At 69.1% G+C, this 16,449-nt stretch carries 18 protein-coding genes; 13 read left to right on the top strand and 5 right to left on the bottom strand.

All coding sequences use genetic code 11. The annotated features are described in order from the left end of the window. Window positions 1-11 precede the first annotated feature (11 nt). Both GGR11_RS09705 and GGR11_RS09700 read left to right on the top strand, forming a co-directional pair. Entirely contained in the window at window positions 12-281 is a 270-nt protein-coding gene (locus GGR11_RS09705; RefSeq protein WP_183196557.1) for an ATP synthase F1 subunit epsilon, read from the top strand. A gap of 85 nt (window positions 282-366) precedes the next feature. After that, window positions 367-1,500 (top strand): serine hydrolase domain-containing protein, encoded by a 1,134-nt coding sequence (locus GGR11_RS09700; protein ID WP_183196556.1) that lies wholly within the window; start codon window positions 367-369, stop codon window positions 1,498-1,500. Here GGR11_RS09700 and rarD read toward each other — a convergent pair. Continuing rightward, entirely contained in the window at window positions 1,497-2,420 is a 924-nt protein-coding gene (gene rarD, locus GGR11_RS09695) for an EamA family transporter RarD (RefSeq protein WP_183196555.1), read from the bottom strand. The two genes, GGR11_RS09700 and rarD, sit on opposite strands and share 4 nt — an antisense overlap. A gap of 209 nt (window positions 2,421-2,629) precedes the next feature. Continuing rightward, window positions 2,630-3,676: an aspartate-semialdehyde dehydrogenase gene (locus GGR11_RS09690; RefSeq protein ID WP_183196554.1), complete on the bottom strand. Its 1,047-nt coding sequence runs from the start codon at window positions 3,674-3,676 to the stop codon at window positions 2,630-2,632. A 141-nt stretch (window positions 3,677-3,817) separates the two neighbouring features. Between GGR11_RS09690 and zapE the strand changes: the two genes are divergently transcribed. Then, the gene (gene zapE / locus GGR11_RS09685; RefSeq protein WP_183196553.1) at window positions 3,818-4,909 is read left to right on the top strand and encodes a cell division protein ZapE; all 1,092 of its coding nucleotides are present in this window, start codon (window positions 3,818-3,820) and stop codon (window positions 4,907-4,909) included. Between the two features lie 231 nt (window positions 4,910-5,140). On the opposite strand, the gene mdh is transcribed toward zapE, so the two are convergent. Further along, window positions 5,141-6,103 carry a malate dehydrogenase gene (mdh, locus tag GGR11_RS09680; protein ID WP_183196552.1) on the bottom strand — a complete coding sequence of 321 codons (963 nt, stop codon included), beginning with the start codon at window positions 6,101-6,103 and terminating at the stop codon, window positions 5,141-5,143. A gap of 138 nt (window positions 6,104-6,241) precedes the next feature. Between mdh and GGR11_RS09675 the strand changes: the two genes are divergently transcribed. From GGR11_RS09675 to GGR11_RS09660, 4 genes are all read left to right on the top strand, one after another. Further along, a complete protein-coding gene (locus tag GGR11_RS09675; protein WP_183196551.1) occupies window positions 6,242-7,156 on the top strand; it encodes an SIMPL domain-containing protein in 915 nt (304 codons plus the stop codon). A 2-nt stretch (window positions 7,157-7,158) separates the two neighbouring features. Beyond that, entirely contained in the window at window positions 7,159-7,557 is a 399-nt protein-coding gene (locus tag GGR11_RS09670; RefSeq protein ID WP_183196550.1) for an HIT domain-containing protein, read from the top strand. Window positions 7,558-7,649: 92 nt separating this feature from the next. Beyond that, window positions 7,650-7,943, top strand: coding sequence for an ArsR/SmtB family transcription factor (locus tag GGR11_RS09665; protein WP_425485672.1), 294 nt, complete (start codon window positions 7,650-7,652; stop codon window positions 7,941-7,943). A gap of 98 nt (window positions 7,944-8,041) precedes the next feature. Beyond that, the gene (locus GGR11_RS09660; protein WP_183196548.1) at window positions 8,042-8,791 is read left to right on the top strand and encodes a glucose 1-dehydrogenase; all 750 of its coding nucleotides are present in this window, start codon (window positions 8,042-8,044) and stop codon (window positions 8,789-8,791) included. 49 nt (window positions 8,792-8,840) lie between these two features. Here the strand turns inward: GGR11_RS09660 and GGR11_RS09655 are convergent, their stop codons facing one another. Beyond that, the gene (locus tag GGR11_RS09655) at window positions 8,841-9,677 is read right to left on the bottom strand and encodes an aldo/keto reductase (protein WP_183196547.1); all 837 of its coding nucleotides are present in this window, start codon (window positions 9,675-9,677) and stop codon (window positions 8,841-8,843) included. A 59-nt stretch (window positions 9,678-9,736) separates the two neighbouring features. Here GGR11_RS09655 and GGR11_RS09650 point away from each other — a divergent pair, with 59 nt between their 5' ends. Further along, the gene (locus GGR11_RS09650; RefSeq protein ID WP_183196546.1) at window positions 9,737-10,711 is read left to right on the top strand and encodes an alpha/beta fold hydrolase; all 975 of its coding nucleotides are present in this window, start codon (window positions 9,737-9,739) and stop codon (window positions 10,709-10,711) included. A 9-nt stretch (window positions 10,712-10,720) separates the two neighbouring features. Here the strand turns inward: GGR11_RS09650 and GGR11_RS09645 are convergent, their stop codons facing one another. Beyond that, window positions 10,721-11,725 carry an LLM class flavin-dependent oxidoreductase gene (locus GGR11_RS09645; RefSeq protein ID WP_183196545.1) on the bottom strand — a complete coding sequence of 335 codons (1,005 nt, stop codon included), beginning with the start codon at window positions 11,723-11,725 and terminating at the stop codon, window positions 10,721-10,723. A 101-nt stretch (window positions 11,726-11,826) separates the two neighbouring features. Between GGR11_RS09645 and GGR11_RS09640 the strand changes: the two genes are divergently transcribed. From GGR11_RS09640 to GGR11_RS09620, 5 genes are all read left to right on the top strand, one after another. Next, a complete protein-coding gene (locus GGR11_RS09640) occupies window positions 11,827-12,105 on the top strand; it encodes a ribonuclease (RefSeq protein WP_183196544.1) in 279 nt (92 codons plus the stop codon). Window positions 12,106-12,297: 192 nt separating this feature from the next. Continuing rightward, a complete protein-coding gene (locus GGR11_RS09635; protein WP_221205239.1) occupies window positions 12,298-12,690 on the top strand; it encodes a hypothetical protein in 393 nt (130 codons plus the stop codon). Next, the gene (locus tag GGR11_RS09630; protein WP_183196543.1) at window positions 12,687-13,508 is read left to right on the top strand and encodes a phosphatase PAP2 family protein; all 822 of its coding nucleotides are present in this window, start codon (window positions 12,687-12,689) and stop codon (window positions 13,506-13,508) included. Before GGR11_RS09635 ends, GGR11_RS09630 begins: the two co-directional genes overlap by 4 nt. 1 nt (window position 13,509) lies before the next feature. Beyond that, window positions 13,510-14,466 (top strand): right-handed parallel beta-helix repeat-containing protein, encoded by a 957-nt coding sequence (locus GGR11_RS09625; RefSeq protein ID WP_183196542.1) that lies wholly within the window; start codon window positions 13,510-13,512, stop codon window positions 14,464-14,466. Between the two features lie 67 nt (window positions 14,467-14,533). Continuing rightward, window positions 14,534-16,417: a M20/M25/M40 family metallo-hydrolase gene (locus GGR11_RS09620; protein ID WP_183196541.1), complete on the top strand. Its 1,884-nt coding sequence runs from the start codon at window positions 14,534-14,536 to the stop codon at window positions 16,415-16,417. The last annotated feature ends 32 nt before the right edge of the window (window positions 16,418-16,449 follow it).

Below are 16,449 nucleotides of genomic sequence, written 5' to 3'. Positions count from 1 at the left end.
GGTCGCACGCAATGGCCGGCAAACTCAACTTCTCCCTCGTCTCGCCGGAACGCGAGGTCTTCTCGGGCCTGGTGGACCAGGTGGATGCGCCGGGCGTCGAGGGCGACTTCGGCGTCCTGCCGGACCACGCCCCCTTCATGACCGCCCTGCGCGAGGGTCTGGTGACCGTCTATGTCGGCGCCGCCCGAACCCAGTACGACGTCAAGGGCGGCTTCGCCGACGTCAACGGCGAAGGCCTGACCATCCTGGCCGAGCAGGCGACGGAGGTCGTCGCGGCCTGATCCTTTCCAAGGGTCGTAGAAATTGAGGCCTCCTGTTTCGGCGGGAGGCCTTTTTCGTGGGCGGCGGTCGCGCTAGGACCACGCCATGACCGATCCCATCGACATCCAAGGCGTCTGCGCTCCCGGTTTCGAGGCTGTGCGGGACGCCTTCGCCGCCAACTTCACCGACGCGCCCGAGGGGCTGAACGAGCAGGCGGCGCGGTTCAGCGTGCTGATCGACGGGGAGACGGTCGTCGATCTGTGGGCGGGGCATGCAGACACGGCGAAGACGACGCCGTTCACGGATGCGACCCTGACCTCGGTCTTCTCGACGGGCAAGGCGGTGATGGCCTTGTTGATGGCGACGGCGGTCGAGGCGGGGCAGGTCGATTATGACCAGACGGTCGCCTCGCTGTGGCCCGAGTTCGGGGCGGCGGGCAAGGCGGACGTGACCGTGGCCCAGTTGATGAGCCATCAGGCGGGTCTGCCGGGCTTTTCCGAGGCGGTTGATCCGACAATCTGGTTCGATGTGCCCGCCGTGTTGGCCCGGCTGGCGGCCCAGGCGCCGATGTGGGCGCCGGGGACGGCCTCGGGCTATCACCCCGTCACGGTCGGCTATCTGGCCAATGAGGTGTTTCGCCGCGCGACGGGGCGGAGCATGGGCCAGGCGCTGCGCCAGGACTTCCCTGAGCTGGATCTGTGGATTGGCCTGCCGGAAAGCGAACATGCGCGCGTGGCGCAGATGAGGAAGCCGACGGCGGCGCCCAGCCTGGGCGTGGTCGATCCGATCAAACAAGCGGCCTTCCTGGACCGGGGCTCGGCCCCTGGCGGGCGGGGGTCGGCCGAATGGCGCAAGATGGAGATTCCGTCCGCCAATCTGCACGGCACGGCCCTGGGCCTGGCGCGGATGCTGGGCGTGGTCGCAAACGGCGGAATGCTGGCCGGCCGGTCGGTACTGTCGGCGCGGACGCTGGACCAGTTGACGCGCGAACGGATCCACGGCCCGGACAAGGTGCTGCCCTATGTGATCAGCTGGGCGGCGGGCCTGATGCGCAATGACGGGCTGAACGTCTTCGGGCCAGGCGAGTCTTTCGGCCACTACGGCTGGGGTGGGTCGATGGCCATGGCCGACCCGTCGCGCCGGCTGTCGGCCGCCTATGTGATGACGCGTCAGTCGCCGCACCTGATCGGCGACCCTCGCCCCCGGCGGCTGCTGGAGGCGCTATACGGCGCGCTCTAGACCGTTTCGGACAGGACGACGGCGCGCCTTGCGGCGCGCGACCGCCGCGCGGCGCCGATCGCGAACACCCCCGCTCCGGCCCAGATGAAGCCGAAGGAAACGATGCGCAGCGGCGTCAGGGCCTCGCCCGCCCAGACGCCGCAGGCGAACTGGAGCGTCGGGGCCAGGAACTGGATGAAGCCGATGGTGGACAGGGGCAGACGCCGCGCCGACCAGGCGAACAACACCAGGGGGATGACCGTCGCCGGGCCGTTGACCAGGGCCCATGCCAGACCGGCGGGGGAGGCGAAACCCGTAGCCTGGCCGTGCGTCGCCAGCCAGGCCAGGAACAGGGCGCCGAAGGGCAGAAGCACCAGACATTCGACGAACAGACCGGTCTGGGCCGAGGCGGGCACCCGCTTTCGGATCACCGCATAGGCGCAGAAGGTGACGGCCAGGGTCAGGCCGATGATCGGCACATGGCCCAGGGCGATGGTCTGGATGACGACCCCAACGGCGGCGAGGCCGATGGCGACGGCGCTCCAGCGGTCGATCCGTTCACGGAACAACACCGCCCCCGCCGCCATATTCAGCAGCGGATTGATATAATAGCCGAGACTGGCCTCCAGCGTCGCATGATGGGTGGTGGCGAAGACGTACAGGCTCCAGTTGGTGGCGATCATCGCCGCCGACAGGGCCAGCCAGGCCAGGGTGCGCGGCGTGGCCAGCACCCGCCGCGCCTCGCCCCACTGGCCCGCCAGCAGCAGGAACAGGCCCGCCACGAAGACCGACCAGACGGCCCGGTGCGCCAGGATCTCGGGTGCGCCGAACCCGTGGGCCGCCAGGGCCATGAACAGCAGCGGCAAGAGGCCCCACAGGCTGTAGCAGGCGATGGCTGTGGCGACCGGACGCGGGTCGTTGGGGAGGGGGGCGGCGGTCATGGGGAGCGCACCTGATTTTACTTTCGTCATCCTCCGGGCCGCGAAGCGGAACCGGGGGACCCAGCGGCGCGCGAGAGCGCGAACCTGTCGCAGAAGAGGTCTTTCGTACCCAGCGGCGGATGGATTTCGCCTTCGGCGCCGCTGGGTCCCCCGGTCTGCGCCGCGAAGACGCGGCTTGCCGGAGGATGACGAAAGCTAAGAGGAGCGGTTTACACCGTGATCGAACGATACCCCGACGACGAGGTGATCACCCCCGTCTCGTCCAGCAGCTGGGCGATCTGGACGGCGTTCAGGGCGGCGCCCTTGCGCAGGTTGTCGGACACGATCCACAGGTTCAGGCCGTTCTCGACGGTCGGATCCTTGCGGATGCGGCTGACATAGACGGCGTGTTCGCCGGCGGCGTCGACGGGGGTGATATAGCCGTCGTGCTCCTGCTTATCGATCACCAGCACGCCCGGCGCCTCGCGCAGGATGGCGCGGGCCTCGTCCGGGGCGATGGGGCGGTCGAACTCGATGTTCACGGCCTCGGAGTGGCCGACGAAGACCGGCACGCGCACGCAGGTGACGGTGACCTTGATGTCGGGGTCCAGCATCTTGTGCGTCTCGTCCGACATCTTCTGCTCCTCGTCGGTCGAGCCGTCCTCGAGGAAGGAGCCGATATAGGGGATGACGTTGAAGGCGATCTGTTTGGGGAACTTCTTGGGACGCGCGTCGCCCAGGCCGTAGATGGCCTTGGTCTGGTTCCACAGCTCGTCCATGCCTTCCTTGCCGGCGCCGGACACCGACTGATAGGTCGAGACCACCACCCGCTTGATCTTGGCCGCGTCGTGGAGGGGTTTCAGCGCCGTGACCAGCTGGATGGTCGAGCAGTTGGGGTTGGCGATGATGTTCTTCTTCTTGGCGTCCTTGACCGCGTCCGGGTTCACTTCCGGCACGATCAGGGGCACGTCCGGGTCCTTGCGGAAGGCCGAGGAGTTGTCGATCACGATGGGACCGGCCTTGCCGATCTTCTCGGACCAGGCGCGCGACACCTCGCCGCCGGCCGACATCAGGACCAGGTCGACCTTGGAGAAGTCGAACTGTTCGATGTCCTGGCATTTGATGGTCTTGTCGCCGAACGAGACCTCGACCCCCTTGGACTTGCGCGAGGCGATGGCGTGGATTTCATCGACGGGGAATTCCAGCTCCTCGAGGATGTTCAGCATTTCGCGGCCCACATTGCCCGTGGCCCCGACGATCGCGACGCGATAACCCATGATGATTGGTCCTTCGGACGCGCTATCGCTCGGCCCACGGGGCCTCGCTGCTTGAGCGCGATGTGTTGTGTGGTGTGCATTTAGGCGTTCGCAGCCGCGAAGCAATCGCTTTTCGCCGGCGGGGACTTTAAGCAGGGGCTCATGACCTCCCGCATCCGAAACGCCTACGACATCCGCGTGGAAGAGGGCGTGCTGACGCCCGATCCGGCGCAAGACCAGGTGCTGGTCGCCCTGGAGCGGCTGGAGACCGATCTGGCCCGGCGCGGCCTGTTCGGACGGCCGCCCGAGGTGAAGGGGATCTATCTGTGGGGGCCGCCGGGGCGGGGCAAGTCCATGCTGATGGACCTGTTCTATTCGGCCACGCCTGAGCCCCGGAAAACGCGCGCTCATTTCCACGCCTTCATGGCCCGGATCCACGACCTGGTGCGCCAGTGGCGCGAGGGGGATGCGAAGACCCGCAAGGCCGTGTTCGGGACTCATAAGGGCGACGACCCCATTCCCCCCATCGCCAGGCTGATCGCGTCCGAAGCCCGGCTGCTGTGTTTCGACGAACTTCAGGTGACGGACATCGCCGACGCCATGATCCTGGGCCGGCTGTTCGAGGCCCTGTTCGAGGATAAGGTGGTGCTGGCCATCACCTCGAACCGGGCGCCCGAGGACCTGTACAAGAACGGCATCAACCGCCAGCTCTTCACCCCCTTCATCGACATCATCCGCGACCGCTGCGCCGTGGTGCAGACGGCGGGGGCGCGCGACTGGCGGCTGGACCGGCTGAGTGCGGCCGAGATCTGGCATACGCCGGACGACCGGGCCGGGTTCGAGGAACTCTGGCGCGAACTGAAGGGGGGCGAGCCGGAAGAACCGGCGCACCTGACCGTGCTGGGTCGCGACGTGGTGATCGAACGGACGGTCGGCTCGATGGCGCGGGCGAGTTTCGCGGACCTGTGCGGCCGGCCGCTGGGGCCGCAGGACTATCTGGCCATCGCCGAACGGTTCCACACCCTGTTTCTGGAGGATGTGCCGATCCTGAGTTCGGCCAACCACCACGAGGCGCGGCGTCTGGTGACCCTGGTGGACGCCCTGTACGAGGCCAAGACCAAGCTGATCGTCCTGGCCGCCGCCCGGCCCGAGGCCCTCTATACCGAAGGGGTGGGGGCGTTCGAGTTCGAACGGACCGTGTCGCGCTTCAACGAGATGCAGAGCAAGGACTGGCTGGCCCACGTGCGGGAGTGACAGCAGACCCTCTCCCGCTTGCGGGAGAGGTGGGCCGGCGTCCGCGCAGCGGACCAGGCTCGGAGAGGGGAGTCTTGCTTGGCTGGAAGAAGACTTCCCCCATCGTCAGCCGTCTCGCTGCGCTCGACGAGCTGACACTTCCCCCGCAAGCGGGGGAAGGTCTGTGAGTGCAAAGAAAAAGGGCCTGCGGAGCGATCCGCAGGCCCTTCGTCATTCGATCTGGACGATCGCTTAAACCAGCGAGGCGTCGATATCCTTGCAGGCCTGCAGCAGGCCCTGGACCGAGGCGACGGACTTTTCGAACATCGCCTTTTCCTCGTCGTTGGTGGTGAACTCGATCACCTTCTCGACGCCGGCGGCGCCGATCAGGGCCGGGACGCCGACGTAGAGGTCGGACAGGCCGTATTCGCCCGACAGCCAGACGGCGCAGGGCAGGACGCGCTTCTGGTCCAGCAGATAGGACTTGGCCATGGCGATGGCCGATTCAGCCGGCGCATAGAAGGCCGAGCCAGTCTTCAGCAGGGCGACGATCTCGCCGCCGCCCTTGCGGGTGCGGTCGACGATGGCGTCCAACTCGTCCTGCGACAGGAAGCCGGCCTTGACGGCGTCCGGCAGGGGCAGGCCGCCGACGGTCGAGTGGCGCACCATCGGCACCATGTCGTCGCCGTGACCGCCCAGGGTCCAGGCGTGGATGTCCTGAACGGACACGCCGGTCTTTTCAGCCAGGAAATAGGCGAAGCGCGCCGAGTCGAGCACGCCGGCCATGCCGACGACCTTCTCCTTGGGCAGGCCCGAGAACTTCTGCAGGGCCCAGACCATGGCGTCGAGCGGGTTGGTGATGCAGATGACGAAGGCGTTGGGGGCGTGGGCCTTGATGCCCTCGCCGACGGCCTTCATGACCTTCAGGTTGATGCCGATCAGGTCGTCGCGGCTCATGCCCGGCTTGCGCGGCACGCCGGCGGTGACGATGCAGACGTCGGCGCCCGCGATGTCGGCGTACTCGTTCGCGCCCTTCAGGGCCACGTCTGAGCCGAAGACGGCGGTGGCTTCGGCGATGTCCAGCGCCTTGCCCTGGGGGGTGCCTTCAGCGATGTCGAACAGGATGACGTCGCCCAGCGCTTCGCGCGCGGCCACATGGGCCAGGGTGCCGCCGATCATGCCGGCGCCGATGAGAGCGATCTTCGCGCGAGCCATGGATGTCTCCGTTTATTGCGTGTGCGAAAGGGGATTAATCGTGCGGGCGGTCTAGACCCCTCTCGCGGCTGTCGCAAGAACCTCGCTTTACGGCCTTGGTCTGGCTTGCGAAAGTCGGGCGCAAACCGGAGGATTTCGATGCGCCGTTCCCTTGCCCTGGCCCTGCTGCTGGGCGCCGCCCCCGTCGTCGTCGCCGCTCCCGCCCTGGCCCAGGCCCCGCCCGCGACCATCGGCGACCGCTATATTCCCGCGCCCTGGTGGATGCGCGACCCGGTCATCGCCTCGGTCGGCGAGGTGCGGGTCGAACTCCAGGCCAACCGCGCCTTCGTCTCCGCCAGCTTCCAGTCGGTAGACCGCAGCGTCGCCGAGGCCTCGCGGGCCGCCGCCGATCAGGTGCGGGCGCTGAGCCAGTCTCTGTCGGCCTATGGGGCGGACAAGGTGCGGGTCGAGACCAGCGTCACTACTCGGCCCCTGTATGATCAGTACCGCGACGAGAACGGGGTGATGCGCGACAACACCCGCGCCGACCGGGTGGCGCGCTATCAGGCCGACGCCTCGGTCAATGTGACGGTCCGCGACGTGAGCCTGATCGAGCGGGTGTACGCCACCATCGTGGCCTCGCGCCCGACGTCGATCGGCCAGGTGAATTTCCAGCTGGATCCAGAGAACAGCTGGAAGGCCAATCTGCAGGCCGAGGCGATGAAGGATGCGCGGCGCCGGGCCGAGGCGGCGGCGACCAATGCGGGCGCGACCCTGGGCCGGGTCAAGATCATCGATCCGTCGGGCCGGGTCTGCCAGACCGACGTCCTGGCGGGCTGGCCCGCCTATGCCGCCGGGGGTGGGCAGGAGACGACGGTGGACGAGATGATGGTGACGGGGTCGCGCGTTAACGCTCCGCCGCCGCCACGTTTGGCGGTTCGTGTGCCTGCGCCAGTTGCCGAGATGGCGGGCGGAGCGCCGAGCGAGGCTCAGATCGAGGCCGCACGGCTGGCGCTTCAGCCGCCGTTGCAGGTCATGACCGACAGCGCCTGCGTCATCTACGGACTGAACTGAGCATGGGGTTTGTCGTCGCGCCCGCCTTCGAGGCCGGATCGGTCGCCGCCGCCGAATGGCCGCTGTGCCATGTGCGGCTGCAGGACGACGCGCGGTTTCCCTGGCTGATCCTGATCCCGCGTGTCGAGGGGGCGGTGGAGCTGGAAGACCTGAGCATCGAACAGCGGGCCATGCTGATGGAGGAGACGGTGCGGGCCGGGGCGCTGGTGCGGCGATTGGGGCCGGTCGAGAAGCTGAACGTGGGGGCTATCGGCAATGTGACGGCCCAGCTGCACGTCCATGTCGTCGGCCGACGTCGTGACGACGGCCTGTGGCCCGATCCGGTCTGGGGGCGGGGCCCGGCGTCGCGCTATGCCGGGGAGGCGCGGGCGCGGCTGTTGGAGTTGATCGGGAGCGGGTAGTCGATCTGACGATCGATGTGTCGTCGCGACCCCGTCTCCCATAGGCCGCGAACCCATTTGCGTCAGGCGCTCTCGCACCGCATATGAGCCCTATGGAAGACGCGCCGCGCATCGTGCTGGACGAACGCCAGGTGAACCTGATCGCCAAGGCCCTGGCGGAGCCGCGCCGCCGTCAGATCCTCAAGGAAATCGGCGCGACCAGCGAACCCGCCCCCTGCGGCGCGGTCGCCCAACTCGTGGCGGTCAGCGCCCCCACCTTCTCGCACCATATGAAGGAGCTTGAGACCGCCGGCCTGATCCAGATCTGCCGGCAGGGCAAGTTCGCCTTCCTGGTGCTGCAGCGCGACGTTCTGAACGCCTATCTGGCCCAGCTCGCCGAAATCTGAGGCGGCTTTCAGAAAATCAACGGCCTCGCTTATTGAATCACTTCGATGGTTATCTAAGTATCAAACCGTTCGCCGCTGAAGGCGACCGGAGAGAGATCATGAGCAAGCTTTCAGGCAAGACCGCCGTCGTCACCGGGGCGTCCAAGGGCATAGGCGCGGCCATCGCCAAGGCCCTGGCCGCCGAGGGCGCCGCAGTGGCGGTCAACTACGCCTCCAGCCGCGAAGGGGCCGACAAGGTCGTGGCCGAGATCACCGCCGCCGGCGGCAAGGCCATCGCCGTCCAGGCGTCGGTGGCCAGCAGCGACGATGTCACGCGGCTGTTCGACGAGACCCAGAAGGCGTTCGGCGCCGTGGACATCCTCGTCAACAACGCCGGCGTCTATGCCTTCGCGCCGATTGAGGACTTTACCGAGGCCGAGTACCGCCGCCAGTTCGACACCAATGTTCTGGGCCTGCTGCTGGCCACTAGCGAGGCGGCCAAGCGCTTCGGTCCCGACGGCGGCAGCGTGATCAACATCAGCTCGAGCGCCACCACCGTCGATATTCCGACCGCCTCGGTGTACACGGCCACCAAGGCCGCCGTGGACTCGATCACCCGCGTGCTCGCCAAAGAGCTTGGCCCGCGCAAGATCCGGGTCAACGCCATCGCGCCCGGCGCCGTCGAGACCGAGGGCACGCACGCCACGGGCATCATCGGCTCGGAACTGGAGGCCCAGATGGTCGCCCAGACCCCGCTCGGCCGCATGGGTCAGCCGTCTGACATCGCGCCTGTGGCCGTCTTCCTGGCCTCGTCAGACAGCGCCTGGATCACCGGTGAAATCATCGCTGTGGCCGGCGGCAACCGTTAAATCACGCCGTGGCAAGGGACGCGGCCGGGGGTCGGCCGTGTCCCTTGCCTCAGATGATATCCAGCGGCGTCTCGCGCGTGGGCGGGGGGAAGGCTTCGTCGAGGCGTTCGATGTCCTCGAGGTCGAACTGGATCTCCAGGGCGTCGGCGTTGGCCTCGACGTGTTCGACCGAGCTGGCCTTGGGGATGGCGATGACCCCGTCGTGGCGCAGGACGGCGGCCAGGGCGACCTGGGCCGGGTCGGCGCTGTGGCGGTTGGCGATGTCGCGGATCAGGGGCTGTTCCAGCAACTCGCCGCGGCCCAGGGGGGAATAGGCCATCATCGGCATGTCGCGCGCCTGCATCCACGGCAGCAGATCGAACTCCACCCCGCGTGAGCCCAGATTATAGAGCAGCTGGTTGACGGCGCAGTCCTCGGCCCCCTCGATCTCCATCAGCCGCTCCATGGCGCGCAGATCCAGATTGGACACGCCCCAGCGGGCGATCATCCCCTCATCGACCAGTTCGCGAAACGCCTCGACCGTCTCCTCCAGCGGCACATGGCCTTCCCAGTGCAGCAGATACAGATCCAGCCGGTCGGTCCCCAGCCGTTCCAGCGACTTCTCGCAGGCCAGCATCATCTTCATTTCCGACGCGTTGTCGGGCCGGACCTTGGAGACCAGAAAGACCTCGTCGCGGCGCCCGGCGATGACCTCGCCCACCAGCCGTTCGGAGCGGCCGTCGCCGTACAGCTCGGCCGTGTCAATCAGGGTCAGGCCCAGGTCGATGCCGCGCGCCAGGGCCTGTTGCTCCTCGTCGCGCCAGGCGGGATCGTCGCCCATCTCCCAGGTGCCTTGGCCCAGGGCGGGAACGGTCGTACCGTCTGCAAAGGTGACGAGGCGGGTCATGTCCGTCCTGTTCGATGAGAGCGGCATAGGCCGCCTTGGCTAGGGATGGGGAGGTTGGAATGCGCACCCGGCTTATCAAGACCGACGGCCTTGTCCAACAGGTGCTGGAGGCGGGGTTCGAAGACCCCAACGCGCCACTGGTCCTGCTGATCCATGGTTTCCCCGAACTGGGGATCAGCTGGCGGGTCCAGGTCGAGGCCGTGTCGGCGGCGGGATATCACGTTGTGGCGCCGGACATGCGCGGATACGGCGGCACGGACAAGCCCAAGGGCGTCGACGTCTGTTCGATCCTGCATCTGGTCGGGGACATGGTCGATCTGGTCCGGGCGCTGGGCAAACAGAGCGCCGTCGTCGTGGGCCACGACTGGGGCGCGCCGGTCGCCTGGCATTGCGCCCTGCTGCGGCCCGATCTGTTCACGGCGGTGGCCGGTCTGTCCGTGCCCTTCCAGCCGCGTCGGCCCCAGGGCCCGCCGACGACCGTCATGGCCATCCTGTCCGAGCGGGCCGGTATGGGCGATCTCTATATCAGCCGGTTCCAGGCGGCGGACGCCCATCTGGCGCTGGAGGTCGATCCGGCGACGACGCTGAGGAAACTGTTCTGGGCCTATGACGGGGCCACCCCGGCTGCGAAACGGGCGACCGGCTTCATGGCGCGCGGCCTCGGCCTGCTGGACAGTATAGACGACGGCGCCGACCTGCCGCCGTGGATGAGCGCCGCCCATTTCGCCGAATATGTCGAAGCCTTCACGGCCGGCGGCTTCGACGGGCCGCTGAACTGGTATCGGGCCATCGACCTGAACTGGTCGCTGACCGCCTTCGTGCAGGATCAGCAGATTCTCCAGCCGGCCCTGTTCATCGTCGGCGAGGACGACCCGGTGCGGCATTACGCCGGCTCGGCCGAAGCGGGGCTGAAGGACTGGGTTCCAAACCTGACCCGTTCGGTCGTCCTGTCCGGCGCCGGCCACTGGATTCAGCAGGAGCGGCCGGATGAGGTGAATGGGCTGCTGCTGGCGTTTCTGACCGGACTGGAGTGAACCGGCCAATCAGGCCGCTTCCGCCGTCTCCATCCGTTCGCGAGCCTCCGCCACGATCTCCAGGCTGCGGATACGGGCGGCGTTGTCGAAGGCCATGCCGGTGACCATCAATTCATCCACGCCGGTCAGGGCGATGAAGTCCGACAGCTGTTTTTGCACCGTGTCCGGCCCGCCGACGGCGGAATAGAGCAGGCGGCTGCGCGCCCCCTCGATCTGCTGCGGGGTCAGGATGGCGGCGATGTCGTCGACGGGCGGCGGAAGCTTGCCCGGCTTGCCGGTGGAGAGGCGGGCGAAACTCTGTTGCATCGAGGTGGACAGGCGCACGCCCTCCGCGTCCGTATCGGCGGCGAAGACGTTGATCGCGGCCATGGCGTAGGGCTGGGCCAGCCGGCCAGACGGGGTGAAGCTACGGCGATAAAGCGCCAGGGCCTCCAGCAGCAGTTCGGGCGCGAAATGGCTGGCGAAGGCGTAGGGCAGGCCCAGCTGGCCGGCCAGCTGGGCGCTGAACAGGCTGGAGCCGAGAAGCCAAATGGGCACGCGCAGGCCGGCGCCCGGGACCGCGCGGACGGGCTGATTGTCCGAGGCCGGCTCGAACCACTGGATCAGTTCGACCACGTCGCGCGGGAATTGTTCGGCGCCCTCGAAATAGCGGCGCAGGGCGCGAACGGTGGCGCCGTCGCTGCCCGGCGCGCGGCCCAGGCCCAGGTCGATCCGGCCGGGGTGCAGGGTCTCCAGGGTGCCGAACTGTTCGGCCACCACCAGAGGGGCGTGGTTGGGCAGCATGACGCCGCCTGAGCCGACGCGGATCCGCTGCGTCCCCGCCGCCACATGGCCGATGACGAGGGCCGTCGCGGCGCTGGCGATGCCGGGCATGTTGTGGTGCTCGGCCAGCCAGAACCGCTCATAGCCCAGCCGGTCGGCGGCCTGGGCCAGGGCCAGGGTTTCATCCAGGGCGCGGCGGGCGTCGCCGCCTTCGACGATGGGGGAGAGGTCGAGAACTGAGAACGGGATCATGACGCCTAGATCGGGGTTGACGGCCGAGGTTCAAGGGCAGGGAGCGGGGAACCGCAACCGGGTCGGGCGCTTTACCTCCGACGAACCCGGAGACATGAGCCATGACGGACGTTGACGCCGAAAAGACCGAAGCCGAGTGCGAGGATGCCCGCGAAGCCGCCGATATGGGCGAAAAGCCGGACCTGGGGCACAAGGCGGACGCCTTGATCGAGGCGTTGGACGGTAGCGACTCGGGATCGGACACCCGCGCCGGCTCGCTGCGCGGCGGGTCGGCCAGCGGGTCAGACGACGACCCTGACTCGCTCGAAATCAACGAGACCTTGGCCGAAGAAGGACGGGCCTCGGCTGACGCCCAGAGCCGCACCGAACACGACGATTGACGCCGACGCCTTGCTGCCGCCGCATCCTTGCGCCACGGTGGCGCCTTGACCATGGGTCCAAGGGACGATTCCCCGATGATACGCCGTCTGGCGGCCTCGGCCGCCTTAGTCTTGCTTTGCCTTGCAGGTTGCGACGACCGGTCCAGGACCGAAAAGGCGCCGGCCCAGGCCTCCCTCGCCGCCCCTGACCAAATGACCGCCCCGGCTTCGCCGTCGGAGGGAGAGGCTGCGCCTGCGCCCGAGGCGATGACGGCGGATATCCCCGCTGCACCCGGCGCGCCCGCCTATGCCGCCCTGTATCCCGGCGCCGCCCTGGACCAGCCGGCGACGACCGCCGCCGGGCCGGACGGCGAGGGCGGGCTGGTCACCTTCACCACCGCCGCAACGCCCGACGAGGTGGTGGCCTTCTATCGCACCCGCGCCGAGGAGGCGGGCCTGACCTCGGTCATGGGCATGAACCAGGGCGACGCCCGAGCCTATGGCGCGGCGGGCGGCCAGGCGGGCGCGACCAATCTTCAGGTGGTGGCGGCGCCGGGCGCCGGCGGCGAGACCTCGGTGCAACTGAGCTGGAGCGCGGGTCTGTGAGACCGGTCGCCGCCCTGATCGCGGCGACGGTGATCCTGCCTTCGATCCTGCCTTTGGCGGCCTGCGCCCCGGCCGAGCGGCCTTCGCCCCGTCCGATCTTCAGCGCGACCGACGAAGGCTATCTGTCGCCCGGCCTTGTCGCGCGGTTAGCCCAGGCTGTTATGCCCGCGCCCGCCGAGGGATCGCCGCAGGATGCGGCCGACCGGGCGGCTTCGGCGCGGTTCAAGGCTCTGGAGGATTCGGACCGCTGGCTGATGGCGACCGCCCATGCCGAACTGCGCCCGCCGCTGGCGCTTCAGCATTTCGACTGCGCCCTGGGGGTGCGGTTGGGCTCGGCCGAGACGCCGACGCTGGACCGGATGATGGCCACGGTCTTTCATGACGCCCAGGCGGCGGTCGTGCTGGCCCAGGCGCGCAGCGAGCGCGCCCGTCCGGTCGCCGAGGATTCCGCGCGCCGGGCTTGCCAGACCCTGACGCCGGCGATGCGACGCAGCCCGTCCGCGCCCTCCGCCGGTGCGGCGTTGGGAACCGCCTATGCCGAGGCCCTGGCCCTGATCGCGCCGGAGCGGGCGGCGGCGGTGCGGCGCATCGGCCATGAGATCGACCTGAGCCGCCAGATCTGCGCCATGGACTATCCCAGCGATGGGCTGGCGGGCGAGGCGCTGGGGCGGGCCGTCGTCGCTGAAATCGCCGCGACCCCGGATTTCCACGCCGAGATCGCCGCAGCGCGCGACGAACTGGCGGCGGCGCGGGCGACGGGGCGGACCAATCCCGGCTGCGCGGCCGAGCGCGCGGCTCTGGCTGTTCCCCTGCCCTGAGATGTGGAGCGGCCTGATCCTGCTGGCGGCGGTTCAGGCGGGCGATCCCGCAGGCGCGCGGGCCTGCACTCCGGCCGAGGTGCGCGACCTGACCGCCCCGTCCGATCAAGCCTATCGCCTGACGTGCCGCGCCGACCTGGCGGGCGTCGCCGTGCGGCGGCCTGTTCTGATGGAGGGGGCCGAGACCTCGGGCGCGGGGATCGACTGCGGCGGCGGGGTGATCCGACCGCCGCGCGAGGCGACGTCACAGACGCCGACGGTGGCGATCTGGTCGCGGCGGCAGGGCGACGGCTGGAGCCGTCCGGTCCAGACCTATGTGCGAAACTGCACCGTCGTCGGAAATGTGCGGATATGGGGCATGGGGGCGGGCGGATCGATGCGCGACCTGCTGGCCTCGTCACGGACGCCCGATCACACGACGGCGGCCCAGAGCGCTGCGCCCCTGGGCACGATGCTGGAGCGGGTGCGGTTCGAGGGGGTAGGGACCATTCCCCTCTATGTCGGGCCGGGGGTGACGCAGACCATGGTGACGCGCTCGCGCTTTTCGGGCCGGTCGGTCTCGACGGCCGTCTATCTGGACGCCGAGAGCGCCGGAACGGTGATCCAGGACAATGACTTCACCATTCGCACCGGGCGTGAACAGATCGCCGTGGACGGATCGGGCGCCAATCGGATCATCGGCAACCGCTTCGCCCTGGGCGGTCGCGGCGGGGTCTTCCTGTACCGCAACTGCGGCGAGGACGGGGTGATCCGGCACCAGACGCCGTCCTATAATCAGATCACGGATAATGTGTTTTCCGGCGTCGGCTGGCTGCGCCCCCGGACGGTGGTGGTGGGCGCGCGCGAGGGGAACCGGTCCTATTGCGGCGATGACGCCGGCTATCCGTTCGGGTCCAGCGCCGACGACGGCGACGGGGCGACCGGCAACCGGGTCGAACGGAACCGGACGCGTCCCTGACCCCGCACTTGCGAAATGACGCCAGCTCGGCCCTATTGGCGCGATGACGCCTCGGGGGATGCATCTAATGCGGCTGGTCTTGTTGTTGACGGCCCTGGCGGCTGCGCTGGGGTTGGCCGTGATCACGACACAGACGCCTCGGCCCGCGCCGACAAGCGCCGCCGCGTCCGGATTTTCGGCGGAGCGGGCCATGGCGGACGTGCGGGTCATGGCGCGCTCCCCCCGTCCCATAGGTTCGACCGATCACGCCCTGGTCCAGGCCTATCTGCAGGGCCGAATGGCGCAGCTGGGCCTGGCGCCCACGCTCCAGGCCGGGGCCCTGTCGCCCGCCGCCGTGCGCCGGATCGAGGACCGGGGCGAGTCGGTCGAGGGCCTGTCGGTGGTCAATCTGGTCGGCGTCCTGCCGGGCCGGAACCCCAGCCTGCCCGTCGTGGTGCTGATGGCCCATTACGACAGCGTGCCGGGCTCGCCCGGCGCCGCTGACGACGCCAGCGGCGTGGCGGCGGTGCTGGAGGCGGTGCGGGCGATCAGGGCGCGCGGACCGGCGGACCGAGGGCTTGTCGTGCTGCTCACCGACGGGGAGGAGCTGAACCTGGACGGGGCGCGGGCCTTCTTCAGCGAACATCCGTTGCGGGGTCGGGTCGGGGCGGTGGTGAACCTGGAGGCGCGCGGCGGCGGCGGTCGGGCCATGATGTTCGAGACCGGCCCCGGCAACGCCCAGACCATCGACCTTTACGCTCGGGCGACGCGCCGGGCGGACGGCGGCGCGGCCAGCAACGCCCTGGCCATCTTCGTCTATCGGCTGATGCCCAACGGCACCGACTTCACCCTGGCCGCCGACCGGGGCCTGGCCGGGATCAACCTGGCCTTCATCGGTCGGCCGGCCCAGTACCATTCGCCCAGTTCGACGCCGGACGCCCTGGACCAGGGCAGTCTGCAACATATCGGATCCCAGGCGCTGGAAATGACCGACGCCCTGGTGCGGGCGCCCGTCCTGCCGAAGGCCACGCAGAACGCCGTCTACGCCGATGTCTTCGGCCTGGGGGTGTTGCGGCACGGGCCGGGGACGGGGTGGGGGCTGCTGGGTCTGGCCTTTCTGTTGACCGGTTTCGCCGCCTGGGGCGCGCGTCACGCCACGGGCCTGACCTTGCGTCAGTTCGGCAAGGGGCTGAGCGGGGGCGTCTGGCTGCTGGCCGCCGGGATCGTCGTGGCCCAGGCGGTGCGGGTTCTGGCCGGGCCGGTCGGTGGCCGGATCGAATCGGCCGAGACCTATTATGTCCTGCTGCGCCGCCTGCCTTGGATGGAGGCGGGCGTAGGCTTGGCCGTGCTGGGGGTGATGTTCGCCCTGCTGGCGGGGCGGGCCCTGATCGGGCGGCGTCTGCTGGCGGGGGTGATCGCCGCGGCGGCGGTTCTGGCCACGGGCCTGGGCGGGTTCGATCCGGTGGTGCTGGGCGCGGCCCTGGTCGCCGTGGGTCTGAGCCTGTGGCCTGGCGGCGAGGACGAGACGGTCTGGGGCGGCTGGCTGGGAGCCATCGTCCTGGTGCTGATCCTGGGCGTGCTGGTTCAGGCCGTGGCGCCCGAGGCGGCCTTGCTGTTCGTCTGGACCGGGCTGGCGGCGGCCGGCGCAGCGGCCCTGGCGGCGGGGATCGGGGCGCGGCTGGAGCGATGGGCCGCCCTGGCGCCCGCGGCGGTCGCCACCGGGGTCGTCGGCGGCTGGCTGGCGGGGCTGGGCCATTTCGTCTTCCTGGGCGTGGGGATGGACCAGCCGGGCGCGCTGGGCCTGATCGCCGTGCTGATCGTCGCCCTGGCCCGGCCCTTGGCCCCGGGTGCGGGAAGCGCGCGCCACACCCTGGCCGGGCTGGCGGCGGCCATGCTGATCCTGGGCTGCGGCCTGTCCCTGGCGGCCCGCCATGCCGAGCCGGCGGCTGAGGCGCCGGTCGCCGTTCCCTGATGCGTCAAAATCGGACGTAGAATTCGGATGTT

It is taken from the genome of Brevundimonas mediterranea (assembly GCF_014196125.1).
GTDB lineage: Bacteria > Pseudomonadota > Alphaproteobacteria > Caulobacterales > Caulobacteraceae > Brevundimonas > Brevundimonas mediterranea.
This window is presented reverse-complemented; position numbering and strand designations above follow the sequence as displayed.